17 protein-coding genes are annotated in these 16,057 nt (G+C 63.4%); 9 read left to right on the top strand and 8 right to left on the bottom strand.

Annotated elements, in window-relative coordinates:
• The 8 genes from RA20_RS18145 to RA20_RS18110 form a co-directional block, all read left to right on the top strand.
• Positions 1 to 1,240, top strand: a 1,240-nt coding sequence (locus tag RA20_RS18145; RefSeq protein WP_039132014.1) for a DUF2927 domain-containing protein, incomplete at its 5' end; no start/stop codon positions are given.
• A 36-nt stretch (positions 1,241 to 1,276) separates the two neighbouring features.
• Positions 1,277 to 1,444, top strand: a complete 168-nt coding sequence (locus tag RA20_RS25845; RefSeq protein ID WP_039132012.1) for a hypothetical protein — start codon at positions 1,277 to 1,279, stop codon at positions 1,442 to 1,444.
• A 19-nt stretch (positions 1,445 to 1,463) separates the two neighbouring features.
• Positions 1,464 to 2,648: a vWA domain-containing protein gene (locus tag RA20_RS18135; RefSeq protein ID WP_039132010.1), complete on the top strand. Its 1,185-nt coding sequence runs from the start codon at positions 1,464 to 1,466 to the stop codon at positions 2,646 to 2,648.
• A 248-nt stretch (positions 2,649 to 2,896) separates the two neighbouring features.
• Positions 2,897 to 4,333, top strand: coding sequence for an alkaline phosphatase D family protein (locus RA20_RS18130; RefSeq protein WP_039132009.1), 1,437 nt, complete (start codon positions 2,897 to 2,899; stop codon positions 4,331 to 4,333).
• 201 nt (positions 4,334 to 4,534) lie between these two features.
• Positions 4,535 to 5,287: a septum site-determining protein MinC gene (minC, locus tag RA20_RS18125; RefSeq protein ID WP_039132006.1), complete on the top strand. Its 753-nt coding sequence runs from the start codon at positions 4,535 to 4,537 to the stop codon at positions 5,285 to 5,287.
• A gap of 13 nt (positions 5,288 to 5,300) precedes the next feature.
• Positions 5,301 to 6,149 (top strand): septum site-determining protein MinD, encoded by an 849-nt coding sequence (minD, locus tag RA20_RS18120; protein ID WP_039132003.1) that lies wholly within the window; start codon positions 5,301 to 5,303, stop codon positions 6,147 to 6,149.
• A gap of 2 nt (positions 6,150 to 6,151) precedes the next feature.
• Entirely contained in the window at positions 6,152 to 6,409 is a 258-nt protein-coding gene (gene minE / locus RA20_RS18115) for a cell division topological specificity factor MinE (protein ID WP_039132001.1), read from the top strand.
• Between the two features lie 227 nt (positions 6,410 to 6,636).
• A complete protein-coding gene (locus tag RA20_RS18110; protein WP_039132016.1) occupies positions 6,637 to 7,323 on the top strand; it encodes a M48 family metallopeptidase in 687 nt (228 codons plus the stop codon).
• 49 nt (positions 7,324 to 7,372) lie between these two features.
• On the opposite strand, the gene RA20_RS18105 is transcribed toward RA20_RS18110, so the two are convergent.
• The 5 genes from RA20_RS18105 to RA20_RS18085 all read right to left on the bottom strand — a co-directional run bounded on the left by RA20_RS18105 (position 7,373) and on the right by RA20_RS18085 (position 13,121).
• Positions 7,373 to 7,921 carry an RSP_2648 family PIN domain-containing protein gene (locus tag RA20_RS18105; protein ID WP_039131998.1) on the bottom strand — a complete coding sequence of 183 codons (549 nt, stop codon included), beginning with the start codon at positions 7,919 to 7,921 and terminating at the stop codon, positions 7,373 to 7,375.
• Between the two features lie 5 nt (positions 7,922 to 7,926).
• Positions 7,927 to 9,141, bottom strand: coding sequence for an RSP_2647 family RNA methyltransferase (locus tag RA20_RS18100; protein WP_039131995.1), 1,215 nt, complete (start codon positions 9,139 to 9,141; stop codon positions 7,927 to 7,929).
• An 83-nt stretch (positions 9,142 to 9,224) separates the two neighbouring features.
• Entirely contained in the window at positions 9,225 to 9,893 is a 669-nt protein-coding gene (locus tag RA20_RS18095) for a DUF6778 family protein (protein ID WP_039131992.1), read from the bottom strand.
• Positions 9,894 to 10,069: 176 nt separating this feature from the next.
• The gene (locus RA20_RS18090) at positions 10,070 to 10,339 is read right to left on the bottom strand and encodes a hypothetical protein (RefSeq protein ID WP_039131987.1); all 270 of its coding nucleotides are present in this window, start codon (positions 10,337 to 10,339) and stop codon (positions 10,070 to 10,072) included.
• Positions 10,323 to 13,121, bottom strand: coding sequence for a [protein-PII] uridylyltransferase family protein (locus tag RA20_RS18085; RefSeq protein ID WP_039131986.1), 2,799 nt, complete (start codon positions 13,119 to 13,121; stop codon positions 10,323 to 10,325). Before RA20_RS18085 ends, RA20_RS18090 begins: the two co-directional genes overlap by 17 nt.
• 876 nt (positions 13,122 to 13,997) lie before the next feature.
• Between RA20_RS18085 and RA20_RS25470 the strand changes: the two genes are divergently transcribed.
• Positions 13,998 to 14,213 (top strand): hypothetical protein, encoded by a 216-nt coding sequence (locus RA20_RS25470; protein ID WP_152618544.1) that lies wholly within the window; start codon positions 13,998 to 14,000, stop codon positions 14,211 to 14,213.
• A 343-nt stretch (positions 14,214 to 14,556) separates the two neighbouring features.
• Here the strand turns inward: RA20_RS25470 and RA20_RS25465 are convergent, their stop codons facing one another.
• The 3 genes from RA20_RS25465 to RA20_RS18070 form a co-directional block, all read right to left on the bottom strand.
• Positions 14,557 to 15,027: a hypothetical protein gene (locus RA20_RS25465; RefSeq protein WP_152618543.1), complete on the bottom strand. Its 471-nt coding sequence runs from the start codon at positions 15,025 to 15,027 to the stop codon at positions 14,557 to 14,559.
• A 459-nt stretch (positions 15,028 to 15,486) separates the two neighbouring features.
• Positions 15,487 to 15,765 carry a hypothetical protein gene (locus RA20_RS25460; RefSeq protein WP_152618542.1) on the bottom strand — a complete coding sequence of 93 codons (279 nt, stop codon included), beginning with the start codon at positions 15,763 to 15,765 and terminating at the stop codon, positions 15,487 to 15,489.
• Between the two features lie 76 nt (positions 15,766 to 15,841).
• Positions 15,842 to 16,057, bottom strand: a 216-nt coding sequence (locus tag RA20_RS18070; protein WP_039131980.1) for an integrase core domain-containing protein, incomplete at its 5' end; no start/stop codon positions are given.

The following is a 16,057-nucleotide window of genomic DNA, read 5'->3' as shown; positions in this document are numbered from 1 at the left end:
GTTCGCCCCCCGCATCCCCCGCCCGCCGCAGCGCTCAAACGCTGATATCGCGCGGGATTTCCTGGATCTGCATTTTGCACTGGAAGGCGGCAGCACCCTGCCCCAGTTCACCCGTTTCGAAGGGCCTATCTCCCTGCGTGTTACCGGTGATCCGGCGCCAGGGTTCACCCGCGACCTGAACACATTGCTGGCCCGGCTGCGGGATGAGGCCGGGATAAGCATCAGCCGCGTCTCCAGCGGCGGCGCCAATATCACCATTCAATCTGTGACCCGTGCCGAGATTCGCCGGGCCCTGCCCAAGGCCGCCTGTTTTGTGGTGCCCAATGTCTCGTCGCTGGCAGAATACCGCCGCAACCGGCGTGCCGCCCGCACCAACTGGTCGCTGCTGCGCAGCCGCGAACGGCTGGCCGTCTTCATCCCCAATGACGTCAGCCCGCAGGAAGTGCGCGACTGCCTGCATGAGGAACTGGCGCAGGCGATCGGCCCGCTGAATGATCTCTACCGGCTGCCGGATTCGATCTTCAATGACGACAACATTCACGCAGTTCTGACTGGTTTCGACATGCTGATCCTGCGCGCGACCTATGCGCCGGAGCTGCGCACCGGTATGAGCCGGGCTGAGGTCGAGGCCCGCCTGCCCGCAATCCTGACGCGGCTGAACCCGGGCGGCAATCAGGCTGCAACGCAGTGGCTGCCGGAAACACCGCGCGCCTGGATTACGGCTTTTGAACAGGCCCTGGGTCCGCAAGCCTCGCTGCGGGACCGGCTGCGGTCTGCAAACCGGGCCGCCGCAATTGCCCGCGATCTGGGCTGGCAGGACCACCGCCGCGCCTTGAGCCACTACACGCTGGGCCGGATGCTGCGCATCCGCGAGCCTGAACTGGCGCAGAAGCATTTCCGCACGGCCGAGAGCTTTCTGGCCGGCCTGCCCGGAACCCGAATGCATCAGGCCAAGCTGACTGTTCAGCTCGCGGCCTGGGATATCGCCCATGGAAACGGTGCTGCCGCAATGAAGCGGCTGGAACCGGCTGCCGCTGCAGCGGCGCAGCATGAGAATGCGGCCCTGCTGGCGACGCTGCTGATGCTGCAGGCGGAGGCGCTTGAACTGGCGGGCCGCAATGCCGAGGCGCGCCGTGTCAGGCTGGACAGCCTGGGATGGGCACGCTACGGCTTTGGCCCGGATTGGGTGGTCGAGGCCCGGCTCGAGGAAATCGCCGCGCTGCGCCCCTCTGCCCCCTGATCCCGAACCGGCTGAACTAAGGAAACGGAAAGAACCATGATCGTAATTGCCGCGGTGCTGCTGGGCGCCCTCACTGGTGCTCTGAAGGCCCGCAAACGTGGCGGCAACACGTTGGACATGCTGCAATACGGGGCTGTCTACGCCATCATATTTGGTATTCTCGGCCTGCTGGCAACCATCCTGACCCACCGGGTGCTGGCGTAACCCTGCCGGAGGCCCCGCGATGTTCCAGCCCTTCTTTGAAAACCTGCGCAAGGCCTCCATCCCGGTGTCCCTGCGCGAGTATTTGACCTTTCTGGAAGGCATGAAAGCGGGGCTGGCGACCTATGACATCGAGGCTTTCTACTTCCTCGCCCGGGCGGCGATGGTGAAGGACGAGCGCAACATCGACAAGTTCGACCGCGCCTTTGCCGCTACCTTCGAGGGGCTGGAAGCGATCCCGTCCGAGGCGGTGATGGAGGCCGTCGACATTCCCGAAGAGTGGCTCGCCAAGATGGCGGAAAAGCATCTCTCAGAGGAAGAGAAGGCTGAGATCGAGGCGCTTGGCGGGTTCGACAAGCTGATGGAGACGCTGAAAGAACGCCTGAAGGAACAGCAGGGCCGCCACCAGGGCGGCAGCAAGTGGATCGGCACCGCGGGCACCTCGCCTTTTGGCGCCTATGGCTACAATCCCGAGGGCGTGCGCATCGGCCAAAAGGAAAGCCGCCACCAGCGTGCGGTCAAGGTCTGGGACAAGCGCGAGTTCAAGAACCTTGACGGGGATGTCGAGCTTGGCACCCGCAATATCAAGGTGGCTCTGAAACGCCTGCGCCGCTGGGTCCGCGAAGGCGCGCAGGAGGAACTGGACCTGGACGGCACCATCCGCTCCACCGCCGAACACGGCTATCTGGACGTGAAGACCCGGCCGGAGCGGCACAATGCGGTGAAGGTGCTGCTGTTCCTGGACGTGGGCGGCTCGATGGATCCGCATATTCAGGTGGTGGAGGAGCTGTTTTCCGCTGCCCGCGCCGAGTTCAAGCATCTGGAGTATTACTACTTTCACAATTGCCTCTATGAAGGCGTCTGGCGCGACAACCGGCGGCGCTGGAACGAGAAGACACCGACCCATGAGGTGCTGCGCACCTACGGACCGGACTACAAATGCATCTTCGTGGGCGACGCCTCGATGTCGCCCTATGAAATCGCCTATCCCGGCGGCGCCAATGAGCACTGGAACGAGGAGGCAGGCCAGGTCTGGCTGCAGCGCGCGCGGGAGGCTTGGACATCCAACCTCTGGATCAATCCGGTGCCGGAGAAATACTGGGACTACACGCATTCGATAGGCATGATCCGGGAGATTTTCGAGGACCGGATGGTGCCGATGACCCTGGACGGCCTGGAGCGCGGCATGCGGGAGCTGTCCCGGTAAGACCCTATCCGGCAGAGGCAAGCCCTCCCGCGCCTGCAGGTGCACTGGCTGGCGCCAGCCCCCCCTTGGCAGCCTTGGGCATGGCATCCTGCCTGCCTCTGGCAGGCAGGATGCGCGCCGGACCAACGGTCCGGCGCCGGGCCCAACCGGGAGGCCGGCATTTTCAATGCAGGCCGAACGGGCGGGAGCGCTTCGCCGCCTCTTGAGGCTCTTGATTGGCGTGCCCCGGCGTCTTAGCTCTGCTCACCATGAGCAGTTCCCCAACCGGCCCTGTCACCGGCCCGATCCTGATACTTGATGCAATCTGCGACGGCCGGATGCAGCTGGCCGCGCTGTTTCTTGCGCCGAAGGGCTTTCCTGTGCCGCCCGTCGAGGCGGAAGGCATCATTCATCCACCAGAAAATCTTGCGGACTACACAGAAATCTCTGTGCACCGGGCCCGGTTCACGCTGCCTGCGGACCGACCCTCTGCCTACTTCTGGAACGGGCAGAGCTTCCAGGTGGCGGGCGGTTTTTGCGGCGGTATGCGCATGGCCTATGCCTCCTGCAATGGCGAAGAGCAAGGCGATCTGGACCGCGATGCAAACGAGCGCAATGCAATGTGGGCCCGGATGGGAGAGGAGCACGGCCGTGCGCCCTTTTCTCTGCTCCTGCATGGCGGCGATCAGGTCTATGCGGATGAGGTGACCGATGGCCACCCGTTAAGCCGCAACTGGCCGGACCGGCTGCCGCGCGATCCGTCGCGGGAGGATCTTGCGGATCTTCGGGATCACCTGCGGGAACGCTTCATGCAGCGCTATCTGGCGGTCTACGCCGCTCCGGAGTTTGCCTGGATTGCCGCCCGGGTGCCCTCGCTGATGCAATGGGACGATCACGACATCTGCGACGGCTGGGGGTCCTTGCGCCGTTCGCGCACCTATTCGCCGGTGGGGCAAACCCTGTTTGCAGCCGCCCGCGAAGCCGCCCTGCTGTTTCAGCACGGCTGCACCGACGGTGATCTGCCGCCGCGGTTTGCCGACCCGGAGGGCACTCACCTCGGCTGGAGCGTCGAGGCCCCCGGCCTGCGGCTGCTGGCGCCTGATCTGCGCTCTGAGCGCAGCCGCCGCCGGGTGATGGCGCGGGGCGGCTGGCGGATGCTGAAGGCCGCCGCGGAAGCAGACGCGCCAGGGCGCACCTTCATCCTGTCCAGCGTGCCCTTGCTGGGACCGCGGCTGTCGCTGCTGGAACTGCTTATGGTTATGACACCCCGGATGCAAAAGTATGAAGACGACTTGCGCGACCAGTGGCAAAGCCGGGCGCACCGGGCCTCCTGGCGGCGGATGCTGCGGCTGGTGCGGGACATGGCTGCCAGACCGGAGCAGGAGGTCACTGCCGTATCGGGCGAGATCCATCTGGCCACCCGGGGCGAAATGACGCTTGGCGGCGGCAAGACCCTGCACCAGCTGGTGGCCTCGGGCATTGCCCACCGGGCGCCGCCCCGGGCCTGGGCCAAAGTGCTGGGGATGCTGTCATGGCTGGGGGACGCGCCGCTCAAAGGCCACCCCATCCGGATCCGCAAAATCCCCGGCCAGGCAGGGCGTTATGCGGCGGAGCGGAACTATCTGATCCTGGAGCGCTCCGGCAGCACATGGTCTGCAGCATGGGATTTCGAGATCTCGGGGAAATCTCCTCCCTTGCCTCTCTAGGCCGGCGGAACACCGCCAACGCATCCTCTGCCCGGCGCAACCTGCAGTGGTCCGCCTGCGGAAATCCGCCGCCGGATGCGGCATCCGGCGCATGTCCGCCGAAGCCTTTGCACCCCGGTTGAACGGCGCGCCGTCCAGACGCTACACAAGAGGAAAAGGCGCGGCACATAAAAGGCCGCCATCCCCGAGCAGGAGCATCGCGTGAGCGTGCCGCATCAAGACATCAAACCCCGTGGCGGCGCCCCCGCCGCCAGCGTGAAGCCGTTCCAGATCCGCGGCCGCTACTTCACCGCCGTGGCTCTGCGCCCCGAAGAGGGGCCGCTGGACCAGGCCTTCTACGCAGCCCTCGATGCGCAGCTGCGCTGGAGCCCGCATTTCTTTGACGGCGCACCGCTGATCCTGGATCTGGCGCAGGCACCGAACCTCAGCCGACCGGCCCAGCTGCGGGCGCTGGCGGACAGCCTGCGCAGCCGCGGGCTGGCGGTTTTCGGGGTGCAGAATGCCACCGCCCTGCAGGAAGCCGCGGCTGAGGATGCCGGGCTGATCCTTCTGGCCAGCGGCAAGGATGCGCCGCTGAACACCGGCCCCGGGCTGCGCAAGGATATTCCCAAGAAGCTGCGCCCGCCGGAAAACCGCCTGATCACCGAGCCGGTGCGCTCGGGCCAGTCGGTGGTGGCCGAGGGCGGCGATCTGATTGTGGTGGGGCCTGTCAGCTCCGGCGCCGAGCTGATCGCGCGCGGCAGCATTCATGTCTACGGCCCCATGCGGGGCCGTGCCATGGCCGGGGCAGAAGGCGATGAGAGCGCCCGCATTTTCTGCCGCAGCCTGAAGGCGGAGCTGCTGGCGGTCGCAGGGCTCTACCGGACAAGCGAGACTTTGGAGCCCGGACTGCAGGGACGCCCGGCGCAGGTGTTCCTGCGTGACGAGCGGCTGTGCGTCGAGGCAATGGACTAGGAAAGGCAGGGCAATGAGCAAGGACCTGATACCGGAAGCGCCGCTGGGCAAGGTGATTGTCGTCACCTCCGGCAAAGGCGGCGTCGGCAAGACAACAACTTCCGCGGCGGTGGGTGCCGAACTGGCCCGGCGCGGCCATAAGACGGTGGTGATCGATTTCGACGTCGGCCTGCGCAACCTCGACATGATCATGGGCTGCGAGCGGCGGGTGGTCTTCGACTTCATCAACGTCATTCAGGGCGATGCCAAGCTGAAGCAGGCGCTGATCCGCGACCGGCGGCTGGAGACATTGTCGGTGCTGCCCACCTCGCAGACCCGCGACAAGGATGCGCTGACCCGCGAAGGTGTGGAGAAAGTGCTGGAAGAGCTGCGCCAGGACTTCGACTACATCATCTGCGACAGCCCGGCCGGGATCGAGCGCGGCGCGCAGATGGCGATGTATTTTGCCGATGAGGCGATTGTTGTGACCAACCCCGAGGTCTCCTCGGTCCGCGACAGCGACCGGGTGCTGGGCCTTCTGAACAGCATCACCGAACGCGCCGGAAAAGAAGGCGCCGAGCCGGTGAAGGCGCAGGTGCTGATCACCCGCCACAACAAGGCCCGGATCGACAGCGGCGAGATGATGCCGGTGGAGGATGTGCTGGAGATCCTCGCGGTTCCCCTGCTGGGCATCATTCCCGAAAGCGCTGCGGTTCTGCGCGCCTCCAATCTTGGCGTGCCGGTGGTGCTGGATGAGCCCTCCGCTGCCGGCACCGCATACGAGGATGCAGCGGGCCGGCTGATCGGCGAGCAGATCGAAATGCGCATTGCCGCCGACCGGCGCCCCGGCCTGCTGCAGCGCCTGTTCGGAAGGACCGCGTGAGCATGTTCGGCTTTTCCCTCCGCCCCCGCAAAGCCTCGGCCAGCACGGCCAAGGAACGCCTGCAGATCCTGCTGGCGCATGAGCGCAGCGGCGGCACCCGCCCCGACTGCCTGCCGCAATTGCAGCGCGACATCCTGGAGGTGATCCGGCGGCATATGCAGATCGGCGACGAAGCCATCGACATCCGCATGGAACGCGGCGACGAGCTGTCGAGCCTGGAGATCAACATCGAATTCCCGGGGAAGCTGGGAATGAACTAGGGCCGGGGCCCTAGGGGCGCCCCCCTGGGAGCCGGCGGCGGGAGGCGCGCAGTTCCGGCAACTGCTCCCGCCCGCCGCCGGTACCTTTGAAAAGGCACCGCGCCCGTTGGGCCGGACGCCGCGCAGGGCGCGGCGCGGTGCCGCCGGCGGCAGGCTTCCCGCGGAATCTCCGGCTGCAGCCCGGCTTTGCGCTTGAGCCTGCGCGCCACAGGCCCCATATCTGCCTCATGCTGCGTTTGACACCGATCCTGCTGGCAATAGCCTATGGCCTGGTCATGTACCGGATTTCCGTCTGGCGCACGCACCGCGAGCTGGATCAGCGCTCGACCGAACTGGCGGACCCAAAGCTGAAGAAGCTGACCGACCGGCTGGCCGCGGCGCTGAACATCGCACGCATCCCCGTGCATATCTACGAGGTCGACCCGGTCAACGGGCTGGCCGCCCCTGACGGGCGGATCTTCATCACCCGCGGCTTTTACCGCAAGTACCAGAACGGCGAGGTGAGCGCTGAGGAAATGGCGTCGGTGATCGCCCATGAGCTGGGGCATGTGGCGCTGGGGCACGCCCGGAAGCGGATGATCGACTTCTCCGGCCAGAACGCGCTGCGCACCGCGCTGATGATGATCCTGGGCCGCTATATTCCCATTGTGGGGCCGTGGATTGCCGGCGTGCTGACCAATCTGATTGCGGCGCGCCTGTCGCGCGGGGACGAATATGAGGCGGATGAATATGCCGCAGCGCTGCTGACCAAGGCAGGCATCGGGCTGGCGCCGCAAAAGAGCCTGTTTGCCAAGCTGGAAGAGCTGACCCAGCAAAGGGCCGGCATGGCGCCTGCCTGGCTGATGAGCCACCCCAAGACCGAAGAACGGATCGAGGCGCTGGAGCGGCTGGAAGACAAATGGGCGAAGGGCTGAGAGCCTGGCGGATTTGAGGGGCCTGCCCCTCAAACTCCCCGGAGTATTTTCACAAAGAAGAAGACAAAGCTTTCGCCAGGCGCGGCAGCCGGGCCTTTTTCAGCAGCGGGCGGATCTCCCAGCCGCCGCCGGAGAGGCGGTTGGCCTCTGCCAGAACCCGGCTGCCCAGTGCTTCCATCCCTGCGCTGTCATCCAGCCAGAAGCGGTAGAGCAGCTCATCCGGGCCAAGGCGCTCCAGCCCTTCCTCGGCCAGGGTGTGGCGGGGGAAGTCTTTGTTATTGACTGTCACGATGCCGTCGGCGTGGCCGGTGATGGCGGCAGCCAGCACATGGGTATCGGCGCTGTCGGGCAGCCAGAGGCGGGCCTCGGTGCCCGGTGCCGGGGGCACTTCGGACTGCGGCCAGCCGGCGCGGACCAGGGCAATCTCTGCCTTGGCCTGGGCGGCGCCTTCGGGGCCGAGTTTCAGGGCCGCGCGCTCCCATTCACCCAGGATGCGGGCGGACCAGAGCGGGGTGAAATGCCCCAGCCCTGCCGCGCCAAGCAGCATCTCTCGCATCACCGTTGGATAGAGTACGCAGGTATCGAGAAGAAGTTTCACCGGGCTCAGTCCAGCCGGAAGAAGACAGCCTTGAGATAGCCGCTTTCGGCCAGCTGAGGCAGCTGCGGATGATCGGGGCCTGCGTATCCGGTGTGGATCAGCGTGCCGCGGCGGCCGGATTTGCCGATGCCGCGGGCCGAAGCATTGCGGAACTTGGCCAGGTCTGCCGCGTGCGAGCAGGAGCAGAGGCCCAGGTAGCCGCCGGGTTTGACCAGCGGAGCGGCCAGTTTGGCAACGCGCTCATAGGCGCGAAGGCCTGCCTCCAGCGCCTGTTTTGAGGGGGCAAAGGCCGGCGGATCGCAGATCACCACGTCATAGCTCTCGCCTTCTTCCTTGAGGGCGGCCAGCACATCGAAGGCGTCGCCCTGGCGGGCCGTGAATCTGTCCTTGAAGCCGCTGGCTTCTGCGCCCTGGGCGGCCAGTTCCAGCGCCGCTGCGGAACCGTCGACGCAGGTGGCTGCCCCTGCCCCGCCGGCCAGCATCGCCAGGCCAAAGCCGCCAACGTGAGAGAACACATCCAGCACTTTGGCGCCGGGCGCGGTGAGGCGGGCGGCGAAAGCGTGGTTTTCGCGCTGGTCGAAGAACAACCCGGTTTTCTGGCCGCCGGTGAGGTCGGCCATATAGGTGGCGCCGTTCATCAGCACCTGAACCGGTGCAGAGGGAGCCTCGCCCAGCAGAGTCTGATTGACGTCATCCAGCCCTTCCAGGCTGCGGGTGCGGCCGGAAGCGTTCTTCAGGATCACTTCCGCGCCGGTCACTTCGGCCAGGGCGGCGGTGAGCGCATCCAGATGCGCCTCGGCCCAGGCAGCGTTGGGCTGCACCACGCATGCCGCACCGAAGCGGTCGATCACCACGCCGGGCAAACCGTCGGATTCCGCATGAACCAGCCGGTAGAACGGCGCATCGTACAAGCGCTCGCGCATCTCCAGCGCGCGGGACAGGCGGGCCGCGAACCAGGCCTGATTGATCCCAGCGTCCGGATCACGGTCCAGCATCCGGGCAATGATCTTGCTTTCGGGATTGACCGACACCAGCCCCAGGGGCCGTTGCGCCTCGTCCTCCAGCACCGCCAGGGTGCCCGGCGCCAGTTTTCGGGTGCGGCGGTCGGTGACCAGCTCATTGGCATAAACCCAAGGGAACCCGTGCCGGATGGCGCGGGCATTGGACTTGGGCTTCATTTTCACACGGGGGCGCTGCGGCGCTTCAGGGGAGGCTGTCATGGCCCCCTCTTATCCGTAAGCCCGCAACAGGAAAAGGGGCCGCCTGGCCCCTCTTTGCAAGAAGTTTTCCGCTGCCTGCCCGTTTACTGGAACGCCTGCAGCAGGCCCAGGCGGGGGTTCTGGTAGCTGCCGGGCTTGGTCAGTTCCTGGCGGATCACACTGGCCAGATGGCCGGTGATGCGCACTTTCTGGGTCTGGCCGCGTGTCATTGCCTCAAGCGCACGGGCGCCGCCAAAGGCCTTGAGGTCGGCCTCGACCACCTTCTCCGGACGCAAAAGCGTGCCGGTGGCCGGGTCGGTCAGGCGCATTTTGAAGGTAATCGCGTGAATACCGCCAGTGGTGTAGCGGGCCTTTTGGGTCAGGGCGTGGAAGCGCTGCACCTCCACATGCAAAGCGGCTTCGATCGGCCCTTCCAGGCTAGCGCTGCCGGCCTCCATCGCACGCTGCACGATGGCCTGCACCTGGACGTAGCGGTCGCCGAAGGGGTCTTCGCGCCAGACAATGTCGCCCTTGGGCAAATAGCTGTTGGTCTCGGACACAGTCAGCGTGCGGGGCACTTCAACCGTGACGCTGCTCACCCGCAGGGCCGGCAGCGGGTCGATCTGCGGCAGGGATTCATAGCCCTCGGGCACTTGCACGGCCGCGTCGGGGGTCGCCTCGAACGGCAGGTTCCGCGACGGCACATCAACCGACGCACAGGCGGAAACCATCAGGCCGAGGGAAACAAGAGCGAGGCTGCGGAAGATGTTCATGGGGCTTCTCCTTACCATTCTTCAGCCGCTGCCGGTGAGGGTCCGGTGGCGGGGACAAGGGTAAGGTGCCGCTCAATCGGGGCGGAATTGGGACAATTTGCGTCCAATTTAGCGAAAAATTAACGAATGTTTATGGCCGGGTAACTATTTGCTCCGGCCATATACGCCGCCATCACTCAGCGCTCGCGCGACCTCCAGCCGCCGCGGCGGCGCGGTTTTTCAGCGCCTTCCAGCCCGTCGCGCAGAACCGCCGTCATCGGATGCTCCGGCTGGCCATTGCCGTACATTTCCAGCAATGCCTGGATATCCGCACGGCTGTCGCGCGCCGCGTCCATGCCCAGCGCCCAGTCAAAGAAGATGCTGCGGCATTGCGCATCCGTGATGCCGTCGATCCGGTAGGATTCGTAAATCAGACCGCGCGGGTCCTGTTCAGTGCTGCCCTTCATCCGCCTCATCCCTTTCCAAGGCCTCTGCAATGATCGCGGCGCAGCGCGTGTAGCGGGCCTGCAGCTCCTGCTCCAGCGCGTCCAGCCGGGCATATCCGGTGGTGCGGCAGAGGAACTGCGCCCCGCCCTCCCCGATCCTGTCCGCCTCGATGGCCTTGCCGGAGAGCAGCCGCGCGGCGCTTTGCACGGACCAGAATAAGCGGTAACTGGCCTGCAGGTATTCTGCGTCAGCGTCACTCAGCCATCCGGCAGCGACAGCACCGCGCAGGCCTGCGGCCACATCGCGGGCCACCGAGCCGGAGGTCAGTGCGCCGGCTTGCGAGATCAGCTCGATGTCCATCATCCGCCCGGGCCCGTTCTTGGCATCCCACACGCCAGAGGGCGCTTTGGCCGCTGACAGCCGCGCCCGCATCTCAGAAACCTCCGCCAGCACCTTGCCCCGCTCCCTCGGCTGGCGCAGGAAACCGGCACGGAAATCTTCGATCTCAGCGGCCAGGGAGGCCTCGCCCGCAACCACCCGGGCGCGGGTCAGCGCCAGATGCTCCCATACCCAGGCCTCGTTCTGCTGGTACTGGGTGAAGCCCTTGAGGCTGACCGCCACCGGGCCTTGTGTGCCCGAGGGGCGCAGGCGCATGTCGACCTCATACAGCCGCCCCTGTGCCATCGGTGCGGACAGCGCGGTGACAAAGGCTTGGGTAAGCCGCGCAAAGTACGGCCGCGTGGCCAGCGGCCGCTTGCCCTCGGACATTTCAGCCTCGCCCGGATCATAGATCACGATCACGTCAAGGTCTGATTGCGAGTTGATCTGCCCTGCCCCCAGCGATCCCATTGCCAGAACGGCAGCCCCCCGGCCCGGCGGCGGGCCGTGCTTACGGGCAAACTGCGCCACCACCTCAGGCGAGAGGCAGGCAATCACAACTTCTGCCAGTTCGGCATATTGCGCCCCGGCCCGGTGCCCGTCGGTCAGGCCGCGCAGATGATGCACGCCGATGCGGAAGTGCCACTCCTTGCACCAGCGGCGGGCAGCGTCGAGCCTGGCCTCATAATCGCTCTCCTGCGCCAGCCGGTGCTTCAAATCGGCAAGCAGCCGGGCCCGGCTCGGCCAGTCGTCAAAGAACGATCCGCCGATCACCGCATCAAACACCGAGGAATTGCGCGACAGGAAGCTGGCCAGCTCCTGCGAAGTGCCGGCGATGTCGACGAGCAGGTCGATCAGATGCGGATTGGCTCCGAACAGCGAAAACAGCTGCACCCCGCCCGGCAGGCCCGCAAGGAAACCGTCCAGCGCCACCAGCGTCTCAGCCGGCTTGGCGGTTTTGGCAACGCGGGCCAGCAGCTCCGGCTTGAGACGTTCGAAGATCCGCGCACCGCGGCTTGAGCGCAGCGCCGGATAGGTTGGCCAGCGGGCAATAATGGCACCGTCCAGCTCAGCGGTGTCATCGGGTATCGGCGCAGGCCCGCCGCCCGGGGCAAAAAAGCCTTCGGTCAGCTCATGCACTTCTTCCAGCCGGGTTTCGATCTCTGCCAGCAATTGATCCGGGTCCCGGTCCATCAGGCAAGCCACCCGGGCGATGCCGTCCTCGGACTTCGGCATCCGGTGTGTTTGGGCGTCATGCACCATCTGAATGCGGTGCTCGACCTCACGGTGGGCGCGGTAATGCGCGCTGAGTTCTTCGGCCGCGCCCTGCGGCACCCAGCCCTTTTCTGCCAGCGCCGCCAGCCCTTCGACGGTTCCGCGCAAGCGCAGGCTCTCGTCGCGCCCGCCTGCGATCAACTGCCGGGTCTGGGTAAAGAACTCGATCTCCCGGATGCCGCCGCGGCCCAGCTTCATATCGTGTCCGGGCACACACAGGGCGCCGCCGGTGCCCTTGTTCTCGCGAATGCGCAGACGGATGTCATGAGCGTCCTGGATGGCAGCAAAGTCCAAGTGCCGCCGCCAGACGAATGGGCGCAGGTTTTTCAGGAACTTCTCCCCCGCGGCAATGTCGCCGGCGCAGGGCCGCGCCTTGATATAGGCTGCCCGTTCCCAAGTGCGGCCCAGGCTTTCGTAGTAGCGTTCAGCCGCTTCCATCGCCAGGCAAACCGGGGTCACCGCCGGATCGGGCCGCAGCCGCAGGTCGGTGCGGAACACATAGCCGTCGCCGGTGCGGTCGTTCAGCACCGCGCTCATATTCTTGGTGGCGCGCACCATGCCCTGGCGCGCTTCATAGAAATCGTCCGGATCGAACCGGGTTTCATCAAACAGGCAGATCAGGTCTATGTCCGAGCTGTAGTTCAGCTCATGCGCGCCCATCTTGCCCATCGCAAGAATGGTCAGCCCTCCGGCGGTCTCCACATCATCATCAGTCAGGCCCGGCAGTTTCTTGCGGCGGATCAGAGCGGCAATTTCCGCCTTTACCGCCACATCAGCGCAAAGCGCACCGAAATCGGTGAGCGCGCCGGTCACCTGCTCCAGGCTCCAGCCGCCGGACAGATCGCAAAGCGCCGTCAGCAGCGCCACCCGCCGCTTGGCCTGGCGCAGCCCCGGCCTCAGCTGGCTCCCTTCCAGAGCCCGGCATCCGTCAAAGACCTCTGCCAGCGCTGCCGCGGGGTCCCGCAAAGCCTCCGGCAGCCAGGCCGACTCGCGTGCGGTCAATTCCTTGAGATACGGGCTCGAGCCGCAGGCCCCCGCTACGAGGTTCGCCAGATCCCCGGAAAGCTCGGGAACCAGATCGCGCGCCTCGGCGCCGAGATCAGGGTCGAAGGGCCGGGGAATACGGGATATTTTCAGGACAGTGCTCATGTCCCGACACTGTTCCGGCGGTCCCGGCGCGTCAATGGCTCAATTGCGCACAAGCTTGACCTAAGGTCAGGAATACCCGCCTGTCTTTTACCAGCCGTTCAAATTACTGTTAACGGTACGGTTATGCTCCATCTCCGGAGCCTTGTTAAGTGTAAGTAAAGAGTGTTTTGGTCAACGGGACCGCCAGTCCGCGCCAGGCAGCCTGGAGCAGGCCGGCACAGTTCCTGAGATTGCTTCAAGATTTTTCAGCACCTGTCACTAGTTGGAGAGGAGCATAACCGCGCTTTCCTGGACTCTCAGCGGCGATACCATCTCCGAAGCAGCTGCCCGCCACGGGGCGATTTGGGATAGGCTGCGTTTCGACAGCCGGTAGTGCCGAATGGAACCGGAGCAGGCGGGCCAGTTTGAGCCTTTGCATTTCCAGACTTGCCGAACCGGCTCTGAACCTGGTGCAAATTCCACAAAGGCCCAAACGGTTCCCGGCTCCGCGTTAGAATAGCTGTGCGGCCCCCTCCGAGAGGCCGGCCAGCGCGTTGCATCCAAGCTGAGTCTCAACCTGCCTGCGCCTGCTGCCTTGCTGCCCTCCCTGCACATGCAAAGCCAGATTGGTGGAAAATTGTATGCAGTTCTGCAGCGCGGCACAGAAGCAGTCTCCCGTTCAGTAATGTCGAGCTCATTGTTCTGAGGAGTTTTGGCGCAGTTTTCCTAATGCAAATGGGGATGATCGTCGGCAACATCGAATTGTGTATTGCATCAAGCAAGCCTACAGCACGCATTTCCCGATGATGCGTCAAGCGCTCGTAAAAGCATCAGAACGAGGGTTTTACGATATTGAGCGGTGTCGACTCTGTCCGGGAATTGATGAAAAAAAGCCGTATGACACAGAAAATTCTAGTGTGGGCACTGACCACAGGCAGCTTTGTTTGGGCGATCATTGATGCTGTAGTTGGCATGGCGATGCTTCCGGAAAACGTTGAAAAACTTTGGCAAAAAACACATGGGGGGCAGCCCACTGTTGCCTTGGCTCTGTGTATTAATGTCGGTCGCTATACTGGTATGGGTTTATCGCCCGGCATTGCGTTCAATGTTTGAGAAGTCTGAGCAAAACAAACCTGTCGAAAAACACGATAGGAGTGTCCGACTTGAGAGCTCAAACAATCTTGGGGCAATAAACACTGGCGATAACGCTGCCGGTAGCCCTGTAGATCATCAAGACAGGAGCGTTCGGCTTGAGAGCTCAAGCAATAGCGGGTTGATAAATACTGGCGACGTCTATGTGAACAAACGCGTAGAAATAACGGATGACATGCTCGACATGATTGCCTCGAAATTCAACAAAAGTAACATCTTTGCCTTGGCGCGTGCAGGCACCAACTCTCGAACAACGACGCTAATGAAAGGAATCAAGTCAGGGCTTGAAGCTCGGGGGTTTGTCTTAGGGGCTGAAATGGAGTTTCCAGACTTCCCGGGACTTGAGCTCGACCAACCGATCACTATCTGCCCGAATGGCTTTCAAGGCGAAGGCTTTGGCCTTGGAGGTGGCTCTCAATTGATTATTGTAGATGCGGGCGTTCAACCGCGGTAGAAGGCCGGGAAGAGCAAAAAGTTGATAAAAGTGACCGGCCTTGGTGGCCGGTTTTTTTCTGTCAAACATGAGGCCGGGGCCATTGCCTAGGCTGCCTCGGCCCGAAACCTTCAAAAACCGTAAAACACCCTTCAAACACCCTTTAAAGACCTCCGCCGCCCGGCGTTTTTTAACGGTTTGGGCGGCGGATTTCCGGCTACTGCAATTTGAAGTGTCCCAATCCCGGCGCCCTGAGAGCCGCCCCAGGCGCGCCGCAGGAGCTGCAAACACCCCCGGAAACGCCCTGAAAATCAGGCAAAATTCAAAAACGAGTTGCTGCAACGGGAAGTGTCCCGCACTGAAACGGGAAGTGTCCCTGTTAGGAGACACTTGATACTGCAGTAACTGGAAGAGACTGGATGAAGCCGGAAGAACCCGGATGGCGCTATATTAGAAAGGGCTTTCAGGTAAGTTTCAAACTAGGATGAGGCTCAGAGCGTTTGTCCTTCAATACCTGGCAATTTGGCCGATATGGCGCCTAAAGGCAAATCTGGGACATTTCCCATTGCAAACTCTCCAACACCCCTGAAAGGCCCATAAAACAGAGCTTTAACACAGGACCGGTGGCGGGCGACCTCCTGAAATCGCGCTCCCGAACTTGGAACTGGCCCCATTCTTTAGTGGACACTTCCTAGAACGGGTTTTCTGCAGGAAAAACATATATCTAAGCAAAAACAGTGACAAAAGTGGCGTTTCGAACTTGGAACTGATTTCCTGCAGAACCAGATGCTGCCTGCAGCCCTATTCTTCGTCGTTTACGGGACGTTCCTCAAGGTCGAAGACATTCACGTTTCCAAGTTCGGCGACCAAGAAGGATGTATCCAGATCACCTTCCAAGAAGGTTATTCTCTGATCGCCTCGATCGAAATCCGTAATCTCCAGAGACAACGTTGCGCGTCTTCGCACCTTTTCCTCGACCTCTGTTAATCTTCCGCCCAAATCAACGCTCTCCCGATCGGCACCGTCCCAAACCGAAAAATTCATTTCGACTGGGATGTTGACGGAAAGTACCAGCGGCACACTAAGCACAACCTTAATCGGCTCATCGTCCTTCGGAGAGCTTGGGGAGCCTGATCTGACTGGTCCGATTTGATTGTTAGTGCATGACTGGCCTTTGGTCCATCGAGACGACGGTTTCCGGCGCAGGCGGCCGGTATCCCAAGGCGCTGTGGGGCCGCTTAGTGTTGTAGTGTTTCCTCCAGCTTTCGATGATGATCTGAGCCTCCCTCAGCGAGTAGAAGAGTTCTCGGTTCAGCAGTTCGTCCCGGAGCCGGGCATTAAAGCTTTCGACGTATCCATTCTCCCATGGACT

Origin of the sequence: Leisingera sp. ANG-Vp, from assembly GCF_000813725.1 — a bacterium.
Classification (GTDB): Bacteria; Pseudomonadota; Alphaproteobacteria; order Rhodobacterales; family Rhodobacteraceae; genus Leisingera.
This window is presented reverse-complemented; position numbering and strand designations above follow the sequence as displayed.